This window comes from Streptomyces saintjeani, assembly GCF_055409605.1.
This window is the reverse complement of sequence record NZ_CP189624.1, coordinates 9,416,948-9,433,311: the sequence shown is the minus strand read 5'-3', so window position 1 is coordinate 9,433,311 and position 16,364 is coordinate 9,416,948. Positions and strand designations below refer to the sequence as shown.

Sequence of the window (16,364 nt, the reverse complement as noted above, 5' to 3'; positions counted from 1 at the left end):
GGCCGGCCAGTGTCGGCCGACCCCGTGTTCACCTCTCCACCACGCCGCAGATCAGGCGGTGTTGAGAGTCAGCCCGTAGAACGACAGCGCGTCGTCGAGCGGCTGGAAGTACGACGACCCGGGCGAGTTCACCGACCCGTTGCACCGCTGGCTCGACGGACCGCCCGAGGTCATCCCCTGGGCCTGGTTGCCGGAGATGTAGGCGCCGCCGCTGTCGCCGCCCTGCGTGCAGACGGACGAGCTGCCGAGGCCGGTGACGACGGTGTCGGGCCCGCCGTCGGGGTCGGAGTACGTGACGGACACGTTGTACGAGTTCACCCGCCCGCAGGTCCAGTTGGTGGTCCGGCCCGCCTTGCACAGCGTGGCGCCGGACGCCGCGCGCCGGCTGCCGCTGACGGTGGGTTCGGTGGCCCGGCCGTACGTGTTGACCACGGTGGCTATGGAGTTGCCCGAGTCCAGGCGGGCGATGCCCATGTCGACGCTCCGACTGCCGGACGCGAAGCGGGTGTTGGTGCCCTGCGCGAACCGGCTCCCCTGGTAGCTGAGCACGGGGAGGTCTTCGATGCAGTGCCCGGCGGTGACCAGGTACTGGCGGCCCGAGGAGTCACGGGCGCCGAAGCCGACGGAACAGACGAAGCCGTTGAAGGCCATCTCGGAGCCCGGCTTGATGACGGCCTGCGGGGCGAGTTCCCGCTGGTCGGACAGGACGCGGACGGCGTCTTTGTGTGCCCGCGCGACGTTCAGGAAGGCGCGGGCGGCGGGGGCGCTGCCGTCGCTGACCTTGACCGTCACCGTGTCGGTGGCGAGGTCGACCTCCCAGGAACTGACTCCGGCGGGCGTCGCGTTGAGGGCCGCCGCGTCCAACTGGGCCTTGATCGCGTTGAGTTCGCTCTCGCCGTGGCGCGTCGTGCGGGCGTGCAGTCCGGCGTCCGCGATCCGCCGAGCCGCCTGGGCGTTCTCGGCGTTGACGACCAGTTCGCCCTTCGCGTCGAAGAACGCCCCGTCCGTCGCGACTCCCTTCCGCTCCAGTGCGGTGAGGGTGTGCTGCTGCGACGTCTCGTGGTCGAGGCGCTCGGCGGCGGCTCTCTGGCTCACGCCGAGGGAGGACGCCAGGGCGCTGAGCATGGCCGGGTCGTACTGGTCCGCCGAGGCCACCGACGCCTGTGCGCCCGAGACCGTGACGGAGGAGAGCAGAACGGCGGCGCCGAGCACCGCGAGGGATTTCCGGGAGATGCGCAAGGGTTGTTCCTTCCGGATTCCGGACGGACGACCGCTAACAGTGGGGGGTGGAAAAGGGTATGGGGGTCCCCTTTTCCGGTGGTCGTCGTCCGGCGGTCCGCCGTTTCGGGCGACCGCCCCTGAATCTTGAACGACCTTCGCTGGACATGACAAGAGCGAAGATCGATCTGTCCGCATTTTCCGGATCGCCGATGTCTCCATTGTCGACCGGTCGAATACGAATCCCCCTTTACCGGATTTTTTTCTCACCGAGAGAAAGTCGGCCTGTACGCCTCAGCCGTCGGACTCCGCCGACGGGAGGTAGGCGCCCGGCACCGCGTCCGGTGTGTAGAGCTTCTTGTCGCCGGGGTACGGGGTGCTCCAGGCGTGGGTCTGGTACCAGGTGTAGCGGTTCATCTGGGTGGGGTTCGCGTAGTCGGGCACCGCGTCGGGCCCGGTGAGGCGCTGGTGCGCGGCCCACCTCTTCCACTGGGCCGCGAGGTCCTGCCGCGCGGGCGGGACGGCGGCGGTGGTCGGCGCGGGGGCCGCCTGGGTGTCCTGGGCGGCCGGGGTGTCGGAGCCGCAGGCGGGCTGGGGGCTGACGCCGAGGGTGAGCGAGGTGCGGTTGGGGACGGCGGTGAACGGGGTGGTGTCCGGCTTCGCGGTGAAGGCGCCGTACATGGGGGTGGCCGCGCTGTCGAGCTGGTTCATCGGGTGGATGCCGAGGATCTGCTCGATGGTGCGGACCATCGTGATCTGGGAGTAGTACCGGCTGTCGACGGCGCCGTGCTGGGCGTACGGGCTGATGACCTGGACGGGGGCGCGGTGGCCGTCGACGTGGTCGAGGCCGGCCTGGGAGTCGTCCTCGACGACGAAGACCGCCGAGTCCTTCCAGTACCTGCTGTGGGTGATGGTGTCGACCATGCGGCCGACGGCGAGGTCGTTGTCGGCTACCTCGGCGGCGGGGTTGGCGGGGCCGCCGGTGTGGTCGTTGGAGTACCAGAACATGTTGAGGTTCGCGGGTCCGTGCGCGGCGAAGTCCTGCTGCCAGATCTGTTCCTTGTAGACGTCGGGGACGTCGAGGTCGAACAGCGGGAAGCCCTGCACCGAGACCTTGTTGAGGGAGGGGATCGCCGAGCCCGTCCTGATGGGGTACGCGGTCCGCGCGCCGGTCGCGGCCATGTTCTCGCTGTCGCAGTACAGGTTCTGCCAGGTCGCGCCGGCCGGCTTGGTCTCCACGGACTGGAACTCGCCGAAGTCCTTGACGCTCTTGCCGGCCGCCTGGGCGCCGGTCCACAGGAAGCCGGTCTTCTGGTGGCCGAGGACGTCGTTCTCGGTGTCGTAGCTGCGCGTGTACTCGCCCGCCGAGGACTCGGTGTACTCCGGGTTGTCCGACTGCGTCAGCCAGTTGTGGCCCTCGGCGGAGTTCGTGCCGATGTCGTAGAAGTTGTCGTACAGCCCGAACTGCTGGGCCAGGGCGTGCTGGTTGGGCGTCACGTTGGTGCCGAACTGGGTCAGCGAGGCGTTGCCGTCGCCCTGCGGGAGGTCGCCGAAGAGCTGGTCGTAGGTCCGGTTCTCCTTGACGATCAGGAAGACGTGCTTGATCGTCGACGGGTCGCCGAGGCGCGCCGGGACGGGTACGGGCCTCGCGTGACCGCGCCCCCGGGCGGTCGCGACGGAGCCGGACGTCCAGCCGTTCTGCCGGAAGACGTCGCCCGTCCGTGCCCTGACGACGTTGTCGTCCGGCAGCGTGAACCGGGTCAGGCTCGACGTCGTGTCGTGGGTGCTGTGGCCGGCGCTGTCGGGGCGCAGGGCGTCGACGCCGCGCGTGTTGGCGACGACGACCTTCTTGCCGGAGGCGAAGATCCCGGAGGGGTAGTAGTCCGTGGGGAGCAGGCCGACGTAGCGGGCGGGCTGCTGCGGGGAGGTGTAGCGGTAGACGGCTACGGCGTTGGCGCGGCCGAGTGTCACCAGCAGGCGCCCGTCACCGGTGAGCGTCACGGCATTGGGCTCGTACCCTACGGACGCCTCCGGCCAGGGCCGGGTGGCGATGGTCTGGACGACCTTGCCCCTGCGGGTGTCGATGACGGACACGCTGTTGTCGGCGGTGTCGGTGACGAACACCGCGCCCTTCGCGGCGTACACGGCGGTCGGGTGCAGTCCGACGGCGAGGGTGGCGACCGTGGGGCGCGCCGGGTCGATGACGCTGACGGTGCCCGTGGTGGCGGCGCCGGTCTTCGGGTTCGCGGGTACGTCGGTGCCGTACGAGTTCATGGTGGTCTCGCCGGGCTTGGCGGCGCGTCCGCCCTCGTTGCTGACGTACAGCTTGCCGTCGGCCAGGGCGATGCCGCGCGGGGCGGTGCCCACGGTCCAGCTCTGCCGGATCGCGCCGGTGGCGGCGTCGAGGGCGACGACCCGGTTCTGGCCGTTGACGGCGGCGTACACGGTGGAGCCGTCCGGCGAGAACACCGCCGCGCCGACCAGGGCCTGCTGCGTGCCCTGCGCCGGGATCGGGACGGCGGTCGGGGTGGTGAGGGTGCCGTCCGCAGTGACCGTGAACCTGGTGTAGCCGCCCGCCTGGCCGAGCCAGAGCTGTTTGCCGTCGGGCGAGTACGTCGGGCCTTCCTGGCCGACGGCGCCGCTGCTGATGCGCAGGTCGTCGGCCGCGTTGGTGCCGATCTTCTGCTTCACCCGACCGGTCGTCAGGTCCATGATGACGAGGGAGGCGTCGCCGTCGGTGACGGACGCGGCGAGGTGCGTGCCGTCGGGGCTGACCGTGGACGACATGATCTTGCCGTCGTCGATGACGGTGCGGGTGCCGTACGGCTTGATGTACTGGTCGGCCGAGACGACCTGGCCGCGCGCGGTGACCTGGCCGACGTGCTGGTGGCCGAACTGGGTCGTGGAGGCGACCGCCGTGCCGGTGACGCCGAGGGCGACGGTGATGCCCGTCGTCACCAGCAGCGTCCGCCGGCTGAGGCGTCTGCCCGGCTTCTCCTTGATACGCCGTGTGACCTGCATGGACCTATCCCTTCGAGGTGGTGTCGAGCAGCTCGACGTTGCCGTCGAACTGCCAGAGGGGGTTGGGGGCGTCGCCGGTCGGCGTCCGCAGCAGGAAGTAGCCGTTGACCTCCTTGGGCCCGTCGCCGTCCGCCACGAACCGGCCGTCCGAGCCGATGTCGAGCTGGTAGACGGCCGTCCCCGTGACCGGTACGCCGGGCAGGTGCCAGGAGACGACGCACCGCCAGTCGTTGCCCGCGCCCTCCTGCGCTCCCCGGCCGTCGCTCTTGGTGCACGCGGCCGAGGCCCGCACCTGGGCCTCGGTGACGGCGGGCCGGTGGAGCTGCTCGGTCTGGAGCCGGTAGAGGTGGGCGAACGCCGTGGCGAGGGAGCGCTGGACCTTGCCCTGCTCGATGCCGGAGCCGGCCCAGGGGGTGGCGGCGGCGACCGCCCCGACGGTGACGGCGGTCAGCGCGGCGAGCGGCAGCAGGCCGAGGGTGAGCGCGCGGCGCCCGGCGCCGTCGTGGACCGGGTTGGTGAAGTCGCGGCGCAGGAACAGCAGATACGCCAGCGCGGTCGCCAAGGCCGCCCACGCCAGGCTCACCGCGACGGCGATCATGAGCGGGGTGAGCTGCGCCGGGCTGGTGAACAGGCCGTTCCAGGCGATGAAGGCGTAGCCGGGCAGGGCGAGGCGTACGGCGACGGGCAGCGGCAGCAGCTGCGCGACCGACATCGCCAGCGCCAGCAGCGGGGGCAGCAGCAGGCCCGTCGGGGAGCGGCCGAGCGCCACCGAGCCGAGCAGGCCGATCGCGGCGAGGGCCAGGGTGGGGGCGAGGGCGCAGAGCCAGGCGAGCAGGACGCGGCCGGCGGCGTCGCCCGGTGTAAGGAGGTGGCCGTCGAGGCCGACCAGTGGGTGGTCGCCGGCCGTCAGCAGGCCGCCTGCCGTGCTGCTCGCGGCGAGCCCGGCCACGAACAGCAGGACGACGGTGAGTGCGGCCAGCGCCTTCGCGGCGAAGACGCGGCGCGGTGAGCGGACCACGACCAGGAGGTGGCGCCAGGTGCCCAGGCGGTCCTCGGCGGCGAAGACGTCACCGGCGACGACCGACGTCAGCAGCGGGAGCGCCCAGGTGCCGGCGAAGCCGAGGATCACCAGAGGGCTGGCCCATGCCGTGGCGTGCATCCAGCGGCCGAAGAGGGTGTCGGAGGGGAGGGTGCTCTGCTGGCCGACGCCGGCGACGAAGAGTCCTGGGGCGGTCCAGCAGGCGAGGAGCAGGAGGCGGATGCGCCACTGGGAGGCGAGTTTGACGAGTTCGAAGCGGTAGGCGCGGGTGAGGGGGACCCGGCGGGCGGTGGAGGTGGGCGGGGTGGTGCCGGCGGGGGCGGTGGTCGTGGTGGGCGTGGTCATCTGGCGGTCTCCTGCCGGTCGGCCCGCTGCTCTTGCTGCCGCTCGGTCGGCTGCTCGGTCGGCTGCTCGGTGAGCGCGAGGAACGCGGCTTCCAAAGGCGGGACGACCGGAGAGAGTTCGCGCACCGCGACGTCCGCGCGCACGATCCGGGTGACGAGCGCGTCGAGCGCCGGCACCGAGCCGCGTACGACGGTCACCTCGGGGTCGTGCCGTCCGTCGGTGTCGTCGACGATGCGGATGCCGGGCGTCTCCCCGGCGAGCCTCCGTGCCGCCTGGGGGTCGGACGTCCGCAGGCGGTGGTCGAGTTCGCCGTTCTCGGCGGCCAGCTTCTCCGGTGGGCCGGAGAAGACGACGCGGCCGGTGGCCAGGACGGTGACCTCCGTGCACAGCGCGTCGAGGTCGTCCATGCGGTGGGTGGAGAGGACCACGGCGGTTCCCTCGGCGGCGAGGCGGGCCAGGACGCGGTGCACGTGCCGTTTACCGGCGGGGTCGAGGCCGTTGGCGGGTTCGTCCAGGACGAGCAGCCGGGGCCTCGTGAGCAACGCGGCGGCCAGGCCCAGGCGTTGGCGCATGCCGAGGGAGAAGCCGCGGACCTTGCCGTCGGCGACGTCGCTCAGGCCGACCTCGTGCAGCGCCTCGTCGGTCCTGGCCGCCTTCTCGGCCGTCCCCCTCAACTCGGCCAGCGCGACCAGGTTCTGACGTGCCGTCAGCGAGGGGTACAGACCGGGCCCGTCCACGAACCCGGCGACCCCTTCGGGACCGGCGAGTGCCCGACGCGCCGGTGCGCCCAGGATCTCCAGGCTTCCGCCGTCGGGCAGGGCGAGCCCCAGCAGCAGCCCGAGCAGCGTCGTCTTCCCGGCGCCGTTCGGCCCCGCCAGTCCGTGGATCCGCCCGCGCTCCACCTCCAGATCGACACCGTCGAGCGCGACCACCTCGCCGAAGCACTTGGTGACCGCGCGCGCCCTGACCGCGAGACGTGGTGTGTCCATGAGTCCCTTTCTCCGCAACGCTGAAGGAACTTAGGCACGGCACACGACGCGGACCCGGCAGGCGGGCTGAACGATCCTGGAACGGTTCGTCAAGGTATGGGCAAGCGGCGGTGAAGAGCGCGCCGGGCCGCTCCGCTCCTCCGCCGCTTCAAGTCATCGGTGGACACAAACCGGTCATAGCGAAAGAAAGCCTCGCGACCGGCGCGGCTGTGCTGCCAGAGTTCGGGGCCAGGGAACTGCTGGATGCACCATCTGACTCAGGGAGTTCGCTCGTGAGACGGAAAGTCATCGCACTTCTCGCAACAACCGCCCTCGCCACCCTGCCGCTCATCGGCCAGGCCGGCGCCGCGCCCACGACGGCCGGCGCCGGCACGACGGCGGAGAACCCCGCGCTGCGCGCCAACCAGACGCGCTACGCGCCGTTCACCCTCAACCACAACCAGTCGGTCTCCTCCAACACCGCACGGCTGATCATGCAGTCCGACGGCAACCTCGTCGTCTACGACGAGTTCAACCGCGCCCGCTGGGCCTCGAACACCGTGAACCAGGGCTGGACGGCCCGCTTCCAGACCGACGGAAACTTCGTCGTCTACACGGCCTCCAACAGGGCGGTGTGGGCGTCCAACACGGCGGGCCACCCGGGCTCCCGCCTGGTGATCCAGGACGACGGCAACGTGGTCATCTACGACGGCAGCCAGGCGATCTGGGCCACCGGCACCAACCACTGAGCCAGCGGCCCGGCCTCGCCGAGGTTCGCGAGGCCGGGCCCTCGGCGCCGGCGTCCGCCGCGTCACCTGCTGTCGCTCGCCTCCACCCCCTCCAGCGCCGCGCGCCCCGCTTCGAGCCGGGCGACGGGGATCCGGAACGGGGAGCAGGAGACGTAGTCCAGTCCGGCGCGGTGGAAGAAGTGGACGGACGCGGGGTCGCCGCCGTGTTCGCCGCAGACGCCGGTCTCCAGGCGGGCGTTGGCGGCGCGGCCGGCCGTGACGGCCAGCTCGACCAGCCGGCCGACGCCTTCCTCGTCGATCGTCTCGAAGGGCGACTCGGTGAAGACGCCCTTCTCCAGGTAGAGGGGGAAGAAGGACGCCTCGGCGTCGTCGCGGGACAGTCCCCAGGTCGTCTGGGTCAGGTCGTTGGTGCCGAAGGAGAAGAAGTCGGCCGTCTTGGCGAGCTGTCCGGCGACGAGGGCGGCGCGCGGCAGCTCGATCATCGTGCCGACGGGCAGGTCCATGGGCTCGCCGGTCTCGGCGGCGACCTCCGCGAGGACGCGCGCGGTCTCCGCGCGGGCCAGCCGCAGCTCCTCGACCGTACCGACGAGCGGGACCATGATCTCCGCGCGGGGCGTGCCGCCGTCGCGCAGCCGCCGTGCCACGGCCTCGGCGACGGCCCGTACCTGCATGGCCATGAGACCGGGCACGGCCAGGCCCAGCCGCACGCCGCGCAGACCCAGCATCGGGTTCTGCTCACGCAGGTGCTCGACGGCGCCGAGGAGTTCGCGGTCGCGGGGGTCCGGGTGGGCGGCGGTGGCCAGGCGGACGGCGAGGGCGGTGCGGTCGGGCAGGAACTCGTGCAGCGGCGGGTCGAGCAGCCGGATCGTCACCGGCAGCCCGTCCATGGCCTTGAGGATGCCGGTGAAGTCGTCCCGCTGGAGCGGCAGCAGCGCGTCCAGGGCCCGTTCACGTGCCGTGTCGTCGCGGGCGAGGATCATCGCCTCGACCAGGGCGCGCCGCGCACCGAGGAACATGTGCTCGGTACGGCACAGCCCGACCCCCTGAGCCCCCAACGCGCGGGCGCGCACGGCGTCCTCGGGGGTGTCCGCGTTGGCGCGCACCTCCAACCGGCGTACGGAGTCGGCGTGCGCGAGGGCGCCGAGGACCGCCTCGGTGAGCGGTCCGGTCGCGGTGCCGGTCTCCAGGGCGCGGGCGACGTCGGAGTCGGTGAGCGGGAGCGCGCCGAGGTGGACGGTGCCCGCGGTGCCGTCGACGGAGAGCGTGTCGCCCTCGCGGACGACGGTCCCGGAGGCGGTGGTCGCGAGGCGGGCGACCGGGTCGACGGTGAGCGACTCGGCGCCGCACACGCAGACCTTCCCCATGCCGCGCGCGACGACGGCGGCGTGGCTGGTCTTGCCGCCCCGGCTGGTGAGGACCGCCTCGGCGGCGATCATGCCGGGCAGGTCGTCGGGGACGGTCTCGGGGCGGACCAGGACGGTGCGCTCGCCCGCGGCGGCCCGGCGGACGGCCTCGGCGGAGTCGAAGACGGCGACGCCGACGGCCGCACCGGGTGAGGCGGGTACGCCGTGGGCGAGGGGGACGGCGCCGGGGTCGGCCGCGAAGCGCGGGAACATCAGCCGGGTCAGCTCCGCGCCGCCCACGCGGGCCAGGGCCTCGTCGGCGCTGATCGTCCGTTCCTCGCGCAGGTCGTGGGCGATGCGGAACGCGGCCTCGGCGGTGCGCTTGCCGATCCGGGTCTGAAGGATCCACAGCCGGCCGCGCTCGACGGTGAACTCGACGTCGCACAGGTCCCGGTAATGGCCCTCCAGTGTCCGCAGGTGTCCGACGAGTTCGGCGTGGGCGCCGGGGACGTGGTGCTCCAGTTCGGCGAGCGGGACCGCGTCACGGACGCCGGAGACGACGTCCTCGCCCTGCGCGTCGGGCAGGTAGTCGCCGTACAGGCCGCGTGCGCCGGTCGCGGGGTCGCGGGTGAAGGCGACGCCGGTGCCGGAGTCGGGGCCGAGGTTGCCGTAGACCATCGCCTGGACGTTGACGGCGGTGCCGAGGTCGTCGTCGATGTGCTCGCGGTGCCGGTAGACGCGGGCGCGCTCGCCGTTCCAGGAGTCGAAGACCGCGCGGATCGCCCGGACCAGTTGCTCGCCGGGGTCCTGCGGGAACTCCTCGCCCGTCGCCTCGCGGATGATCGCCTTGAACTCCTCGACCAGGGCGGCGAGTCCGGCCGCGTCCGGCTCGCGTGCCGACAGGGCCGACTCGAACAGGCCGGCGTCCACGCCCAGCACCGTGTGGCCGAACATCTGCACCAGCCGCCGGTAGGAGTCCCAGGCGAACCGCTCCCGGCCGGACGCCTTGGCCAGACCGGTGACCGACATGTCGTTCAGCCCGATGTCGAGGACGGTGTCCATCATCCCCGGCATGGAGAAGCGGGCACCGGAGCGCACGGACACCAGCAGCGGGTCCTCGGCGGCGCCCAGGGTTCGTCCCGTCGCCCGTTCCAGCGCGGCGAGCGCGCGGGCCACCTCGATGCCGAGGCCCTCCGGTTCCCGGCCGGTGGACAGGTAGGCGGCGCACGCTTCGGTGGTGACGGTGAACCCGGGCGGGACGGGCAGCCCGAGCCGTGTCATCTCCGCGAGCCCGGCGCCCTTCCCGCCCAGGAGGGCGGCCATGGTCCGGTCGCCCTCGGCGAATGTGCGGACGTACGTGGTCGGCTTGTCCATCGCGGTCGTTCCGCCTCTCGATGCCGGGTGCCTGCTGGACGACGAGCACGGAGCACGAGCTCTTCTCCGGTCCGCCCGTCCCCACCAGCGTCACGCCGCCCGGCCCCTGTCCGGCAGGGCCGCCCGGGGCGCACCCGGGGGCCGGTCGGCCCCGTCCGGCTGCGGTCCGGCACACGTCCACCGGCACCGCCCGGCCTCTCCGCCCATCTCCGGGCCCCGTATCCCGGCCTCCCCTTCACTCTCGGCCTCTCGGCCTCTCGGCCTCTCGGCCCCCGACGCTCGATGCCCATCACCTTCGTCGTAGAGCCCGGTTCGGGTCCGTGGCCACCGGTGGTCATCCGGTGCGAGGACCGGAGATCAGCCGCCGGCCGCAGGTCACAGCGGGGACCCCGGTCACCGGCAGCGGATGGTCGAGCTCAGTCGCTCGGCGTGGCGCGGCCCGGGGCTGCCGCCATCAGCCGCGATCGGAGTGCGCGGCGGCGGAGTATCCGTCGTGCCAAGCGGCCTTGGCCCCTGAGTCTCCGATGCGGTAGACCTGCACTCCGGCGCCGATGCCGACGATGAGGGACAGGACCACCGCGGTGATACGCAGGGGGGCGGCCACCGTGCTGCCGGCCGCCTTCGTCTCAAGGGTGCCGCGGGTGTCACGCCGGTAGAACCACCACACCGCCGCGGCCACCAGGAAGAGCCCGATGGCCCAGGGCAGCAGTTCGTCACCGAGTTCGGCGTGCCTGCGGACCAGGGGATCGCTGGCCACGTGCCGTTCCAGCCACTCTCCGGCGTCGGTCGTCAGCGGCACGCTGATCAGCGAGACCAGCGCGAGGGCCGGCAGGGCGAGGCCGAACCGGCGCATGACGGAGGGAAAGGCCGCGCACAGGATGAGGGCGAGTGCGGTGAGGGGTACCAGAACCACGACGACGTGCACGAACAGGACGTGTGCGGGGATGCCGTTGATCAGGTCGAGTCCCACAGAGGGCTCCTTCGAAGGATAGTGGTGATGCTGTGCGGCAGTCTGCCCCGGCATCCGGGCGGGCCGGGGCCGATGGTGTGGTCCGGAAGGGGCATGCGGGCCGTGAGCGCCGACAGGACCACGCATGCGTTCCGGCGCTGGGCGGCAACCCTCACAGACCAACCTCTGTGAACCTTCTGAAGCAGCCCTCGGCTCGATCTCCGGATGTCCGGTGTCGATCGGTGGGGCGAACTCGCGGCGCCGTCACGCCCCCACCCGGATGCCTTCGTCCGGTGCCCGCAGCGAGGCCGCGACGCCGTGCGGAACCGCCCGGAGCGCCATCCCTAGTGTTCACCCCTGCCGCTGCGCCGTATAGACCGTCGCGGTCATCGGCGCCGTCACGGGTCCCGTGCCGAGGCGTTCCGTCATTCGCCGGACGACGGCGTCCTGGATGGCCTGCGCGTCTTCCCGCACCCCCACGGTGGCACTGACCGGCGTCCCGGTGAGCAGGCCGGTGGCGACGGAAGCGGCCGACTCCGCGACGCCGTCCAGCGTGACCCCCTCGGCGCCGGCCGGGAACAGGCCGGCGGCCGTGAGGTCCGCGGCGACGACGGCCGGATCGGCGTACCCGTGGGGCACGTCGGCGAGGAACGAGGGCGCGCCGTCCGGCATCGACTCTTCGAGGGCGGTCTGGAAGGCGGACCCGAAGCCGTGCGAGGCCAGCGGGCCCCAGCTGTTGAACAGGAACCGTCCGCGCGGCGCCAGAACCCTGCGCACCTCGGCGTAGGCGGCGGTCCGGTCGGGGAAGAACATCACCCCGAACTGGCACACGACGAGGTCGAACTCCCCGTCCCCGAACGGCAGTCGCTGGGCGTCCGCCTGCCGCCACACGGCCCGCGGCTCCCGTACCGACCCGGCGATGACCATGGCCTCGTTGAGGTCGGTCGCGATCACTGGGACTCCGGGCAGCGCGGCAAGCAGCGCCGAGGTCAACGCCCCCGTTCCGGCCGCGAGTTCCAGGATCCTGCCGGGGCGCGGCGCCGCCGCCCGCGCGGCCAGGTCCTCGGCGAAGGGCCGGAAGAAGACCGGCACCAGGTGGCGTTCGTAGGCGTCGGGCATGGACCGTGTCCACCGCCGGTTCGCGTCGTCTGGGTTCACGCGGCAGACACTAGCCACGCCGACGACCCGCCGCGCCCACCTCGGTTCCGTGTCGGCGCCGCCCCTCGCTCAAAAGCGAACCCCGGCCGACGCACGGCCGGGGTTCCTCAAGGTGGTCAGCGCTGAAGCGTGAGCAGCGCCGGCCGGTACGGCAGCTTCTCGTAGGGGGTGCCCTGCGGGACCCCGGGGGCGAATCCCTGGTAGAGGAACTGAAGGTTGCAGGGGTCGACCGTCATGGTCTGGTCGGGGTTGTTGCGGACCAGGTCACCGTGGCTGACGTCGTTGGTCCAGGTGGCACCGCTGTTGGCCTTGCCCGCGAAGGGGCTGCTCTCGCTGCCGGCCTGCTCGGTCCACGCGCCGTTGAGGTCGGTGGCGGTGAACGAGCGGAAGTAGCGCCCGTTCCCGCCCATCGCCTCGACGATCATGAGGTACTGGTTCTGGCCCTGGACCTTGTAGACCTCGGGCGCCTCGAACAGCCGCTCCTTCGTGTCCCTCAGGACCGTCGTGTACGACGAGCCGAAGCTGGCCGGGAAGTTCCCGAGCGGCATGGTCGACTTGTAGATGCTGCCGTTGTCATCGGCGAAGAACAGGTACATGTTCTGGCCGTCGGCGATCATGGTCGGGTCGATCGGGCCGCCGACGGGGAGGCTGCCGGTGAACAGCGGCTGCGCGGCGGACCAACTGTTCGCGTTGGTGGGGTCGCTGGACGTGCGGTAGACGAAGGGCCAGGGGGTGCCCCACCCGTTCGAGGCCAGCACCCAGATGTTCCTGGTCGAGAGGTAGAACAGCTTGGGCGCCACCGCGAGCTGGCTCATGTTGGTCTGGGTGGCCGTCGCCATGTCCGACCAGTTCGTGAAGGGGCTGAACCCCATCGAGTGCCACGACCCGTCGGAGCTGGTCCCGTAGACCAGGTGCTTGCCGTTGTACGTGACGGTGGTGAAGTCCTTCAGCGCGAGCTGGCCGTTGGCCGGCTGTGCCAGCGGGCCCGTCGAGGTCCACCGGTAGGCCGACGGAAGGGCACAGGAGTTGCCCCCTCCGGACAGTCCGGTCCACTTCTGGTTGCCGGCACCGCTGCACGACCAGAGCTGTACGGCCGTGCCGTTGGCCGTGGCACCGCCGCTGACGTCCAGGCACAGCCCGGACTGCACGGCGGTGATCGTGCCGTCGGCGTTGACCCGCCACTGCTGGTTGGCGCCGCCGTTGCAGGCCCAGATCACCACCCGGGTACCGGACGTGGCCGAGCCCGGAACGTCCAGGCACTTGTTGCCGTACACGGTCAGCCGGCCGTTGTCCGTCAGGGTCCACTGCTGGTTGGCCGCACCGGTGCAGTCCCAGACCTGGAGGTTCGTGCCGTCGGTCTGGGAGGCGCCCGGTACGTCGAGACATCGGCCGGAGGCGACTCCGCGTACGGCGCCGGTGGTGGCCGCCTGGGCGGGGGCGGCGACGAGCATCGCCGCCAGTGCGGCCAGTACCGCGAGAGCGGCGGCGAGCGCCGCGGACAGATGTGTGCGGCTGAAACTGCGGCTGCGCATAAGGACCTCGTCATCCTTGAGCAAGCGGCTCCGGTCAGCCCGGTCAGAGGCTGTCCGAGTGGGGTTGTGGTGCAGGTTCAGATTGTTCGACATGTCGACCAATGGTCGAAGTGTCGGTCAATTGGATGATAGGGTTGTCATGATCAGCGTCAAGACTTCTCACAGGATTCGCGAACGGGAACGTTCACGAACCGGCCGACTCCGCGTCTGCGTGGCCGTACGGGCCGTCAGGCGCTCGCGCGGGTGACCAGATGGGCCGGGAGGATCAGCGGGGTGGGGTCCTGGCCGTCGATCAGCGCGACGAGCATCCGGGCCGTCTCCCGCCCGAGAGCCGTGATGGGCTGGTGGACGGTGGTCAGCGGCGGGTCGGCGATCCGGGCGACGGCGAGGTCGTCGAACCCCACCACCGCGACGTCGGCGGGCACCAGGCGTCCGCTCTCGCGCAGGGTGCGCAGCGCCCCCGCCGCCATGTTGTCGTTCGCGGCGAACACGCTGTCCAGGTCGGGGTGGTCGGCGAGGAGCGCGGCCATGGCGGCGGCGCCGCCCGACTCGGTGAAGTCCCCCTCCTGCGGGGGAAGCGGGGCCAGGCCGGCGGCCAGCATCGCGTCCCGGTAGCCGCGGTGGCGGGCCCGCCCGGCCTCGGTGTCCAGGCGTCCGCAGATCACGGCGACCCGCGTCCGCCCCCGGGCGATCAGGTACTCGGTCGCCTCACGGGCGCCACCGACGTTGTCGACGTCCACGTACCAGCGGGGAGCGGGCCCCACCGGACGTCCGCCGTACACCACGGGCAGCTCCGCCTCCTCGGCCATGCGCACCAACGGGTCGCCCTCGCGCAGCGCCATCAGCATGACGCCGTCGACGCCGTGGGAACGCAGCAGCGCCGCCACCCGTTCACGGCCCCGGCCGGAGGCGGCCAGGCACAGCATCAGATGCAGGTCCGCCTCCTCCAGCGCGGCCGACGCCCCCACGATCACCTGGGCGAAGAAGGGGTCCGCGAAGATCGACGGGTCCTCCCCCGAGACGACCAGGGCCGCCGCTCCCGTCTGGCGGGTGGCCAGCGCCCGGGCGCGCGGATTGGGGACGTAACCGAGCTGCCTGACGGCCCGTTCGACCGCCTGGCGCTTGACGCGGCTGACGTACGGGGCGTCGTTGAGGACGCGGGAGGCCACGGAGCGGGAGACTCCCGCGAGTTCGGCCACGGCTTCGAGCGTCGGCCGGCGGCGGGCTCCGTCTGCTGCCATGAACCGTGGACCTCCTGTGACTGGAAGCGCTTCCAGGAACAGGACTGTAGAACCTGGTCCCCGGCCGTGTGAAGGGTGCGTCGTACGTTCACTCTTGACAGTCCCCACGGCTCCCCACACGATATCCACCACACCCGGAAGGCCCTGACGCCACTGGGAACGCTTCCATATGGGAGCGCTCCCACACCACGTCGCCGGTCGTTCGCGGTGTCGTCCCGCCGGAGAGCCGCCGGCATCGAGGGACGTGTACCGCCGCACTTCCTCACTGCGCCGCCCGTCCTGGACGAGGGCGGGCGGCGCTCCCCCACCTGGAAACCGAGGTACATCCATGCGCCGAAAGCTCCGCGCCCTGACGGCGGCCCTGCTCGCCCTGCCGCTGGCGCTCGCCGTCGCCCCGTCCAGTCACGCGGCCGGTCCGGCCCTCAAGGCCAACGGGTTCTATGTCGACCCCAACTCCAGCGCGAGGCAGTGGGTCACGGCCAACCCCGGCGACGGCCGGGCGTCCGCCATCAACTCCTCGCTGGCCAACACCCCGGCCGCCCGGTGGTTCGGTTCCTGGAGCGGCGCCATCGGGACCGCCGCGGGCTCGTACGCGGGGGCCGCGGCGAACGCGAACAAGCTGCCCATCATGGTCGCGTACAACGTCTACAACCGTGACTACTGCGGCGGGCACTCGGCGGGCGGGGCCTCCTCGCCCTCCGCCTACGCGACGTGGATCTCCCAGTTCGCCGGCGGGATCGGCAACCGCGAGGCCGTCGTCATCCTCGAACCCGACTCCCTCGGTGACTACGGCTGCATGAACCAGGCGCAGATCACCGAGCGTCAGAACATGCTGACCGGCGCGCTCTCCACGTTCAGCCGTCAGGCGCCCAAGGCCTTCGTCTACCTCGACTCCGGCAACCCCGGCTGGGCCGACGCCGCGACCATGGCCCAGCGCCTGAACAACGCCGGGCTGCGCCAGGCCCACGGCTTCTCCCTCAACATCTCCAACTACTTCACCACCGCCGAGAACACCAACTACGGCAACGCCGTCAACCGCGAGCTCAGCGCCCGCTACGGCTACACCAAGCCGTTCGTCGTCGACACCAGCCGCAACGGCAACGGCTCCAACGGCCAGTGGTGCAACCCCGCCGGCCGCAAGATCGGCACCCCCACCCAGATGGGCGGCGGCGCCGAGATGCTCCTGTGGATCAAGACACCGGGTGAGTCCGACGGCAACTGCGGTGTGGGAAGCGGCTCTTCGGCGGGTCAGTTCCTCCCCGAGGTCGCCTACAAGATGATCTACGGCTACTGATCAGGGACGGCCGTGGCCCGGCGCGCCCGCACCGCGCGACCGGGCCACGGCGCACCTGGCTCTCCCTTCCTCGCCGAGCGCCAGACAGCGGCCCGGTTCGTCGATGACGTGCCGGCCGTCGATGTGGCAGGGG

11 protein-coding genes are annotated in these 16,364 nt (G+C 71.8%); 2 read left to right on the top strand and 9 right to left on the bottom strand.

Translation table 11 applies throughout. The annotated features are described in order from the left end of the window. Positions 1 to 51 precede the first annotated feature (51 nt). The 4 genes from ACQCO7_RS42290 to ACQCO7_RS42275 all read right to left on the bottom strand — a co-directional run bounded on the left by ACQCO7_RS42290 (position 52) and on the right by ACQCO7_RS42275 (position 6,612). Complete coding sequence (locus ACQCO7_RS42290; RefSeq protein ID WP_464076821.1) at positions 52 to 1,239, bottom strand: S1 family peptidase; 1,188 nt, start codon at positions 1,237 to 1,239, stop codon at positions 52 to 54. Between the two features lie 273 nt (positions 1,240 to 1,512). Continuing rightward, positions 1,513 to 4,239 carry an alkaline phosphatase family protein gene (locus ACQCO7_RS42285; RefSeq protein ID WP_464076820.1) on the bottom strand — a complete coding sequence of 909 codons (2,727 nt, stop codon included), beginning with the start codon at positions 4,237 to 4,239 and terminating at the stop codon, positions 1,513 to 1,515. A gap of 4 nt (positions 4,240 to 4,243) precedes the next feature. Next, on the bottom strand, positions 4,244 to 5,623 hold the full coding sequence (locus ACQCO7_RS42280; protein ID WP_464076819.1) for an ABC transporter permease: 1,380 nt from the start codon (positions 5,621 to 5,623) through the stop codon (positions 4,244 to 4,246). Further along, complete coding sequence (locus tag ACQCO7_RS42275) at positions 5,620 to 6,612, bottom strand: ABC transporter ATP-binding protein (protein WP_464076818.1); 993 nt, start codon at positions 6,610 to 6,612, stop codon at positions 5,620 to 5,622. The genes ACQCO7_RS42280 and ACQCO7_RS42275 overlap by 4 nt, the downstream gene beginning before the upstream one ends. Positions 6,613 to 6,884: 272 nt before the next feature. Here ACQCO7_RS42275 and ACQCO7_RS42270 point away from each other — a divergent pair, with 272 nt between their 5' ends. Beyond that, positions 6,885 to 7,340: a hypothetical protein gene (locus ACQCO7_RS42270; protein WP_464076817.1), complete on the top strand. Its 456-nt coding sequence runs from the start codon at positions 6,885 to 6,887 to the stop codon at positions 7,338 to 7,340. Positions 7,341 to 7,402: 62 nt separating this feature from the next. Here the strand turns inward: ACQCO7_RS42270 and ppdK are convergent, their stop codons facing one another. The 5 genes from ppdK to ACQCO7_RS42245 all read right to left on the bottom strand — a co-directional run bounded on the left by ppdK (position 7,403) and on the right by ACQCO7_RS42245 (position 14,937). Further along, positions 7,403 to 10,057, bottom strand: coding sequence for a pyruvate, phosphate dikinase (gene ppdK, locus ACQCO7_RS42265; RefSeq protein ID WP_464076816.1), 2,655 nt, complete (start codon positions 10,055 to 10,057; stop codon positions 7,403 to 7,405). 454 nt (positions 10,058 to 10,511) lie between these two features. Next, on the bottom strand, positions 10,512 to 11,027 hold the full coding sequence (locus ACQCO7_RS42260) for a DUF2231 domain-containing protein (protein ID WP_464076815.1): 516 nt from the start codon (positions 11,025 to 11,027) through the stop codon (positions 10,512 to 10,514). Between the two features lie 330 nt (positions 11,028 to 11,357). Beyond that, positions 11,358 to 12,125 (bottom strand): class I SAM-dependent methyltransferase, encoded by a 768-nt coding sequence (locus ACQCO7_RS42255; protein WP_464077433.1) that lies wholly within the window; start codon positions 12,123 to 12,125, stop codon positions 11,358 to 11,360. Between the two features lie 155 nt (positions 12,126 to 12,280). Further along, positions 12,281 to 13,696 (bottom strand): non-reducing end alpha-L-arabinofuranosidase family hydrolase, encoded by a 1,416-nt coding sequence (locus ACQCO7_RS42250; protein WP_464076814.1) that lies wholly within the window; start codon positions 13,694 to 13,696, stop codon positions 12,281 to 12,283. A 227-nt stretch (positions 13,697 to 13,923) separates the two neighbouring features. Then, positions 13,924 to 14,937: a LacI family DNA-binding transcriptional regulator gene (locus ACQCO7_RS42245; protein WP_464076813.1), complete on the bottom strand. Its 1,014-nt coding sequence runs from the start codon at positions 14,935 to 14,937 to the stop codon at positions 13,924 to 13,926. Between the two features lie 328 nt (positions 14,938 to 15,265). Here ACQCO7_RS42245 and ACQCO7_RS42240 point away from each other — a divergent pair, with 328 nt between their 5' ends. Next, a complete protein-coding gene (locus ACQCO7_RS42240; RefSeq protein ID WP_464076812.1) occupies positions 15,266 to 16,231 on the top strand; it encodes a glycoside hydrolase family 6 protein in 966 nt (321 codons plus the stop codon). Positions 16,232 to 16,364: the final 133 nt, after the last annotated feature.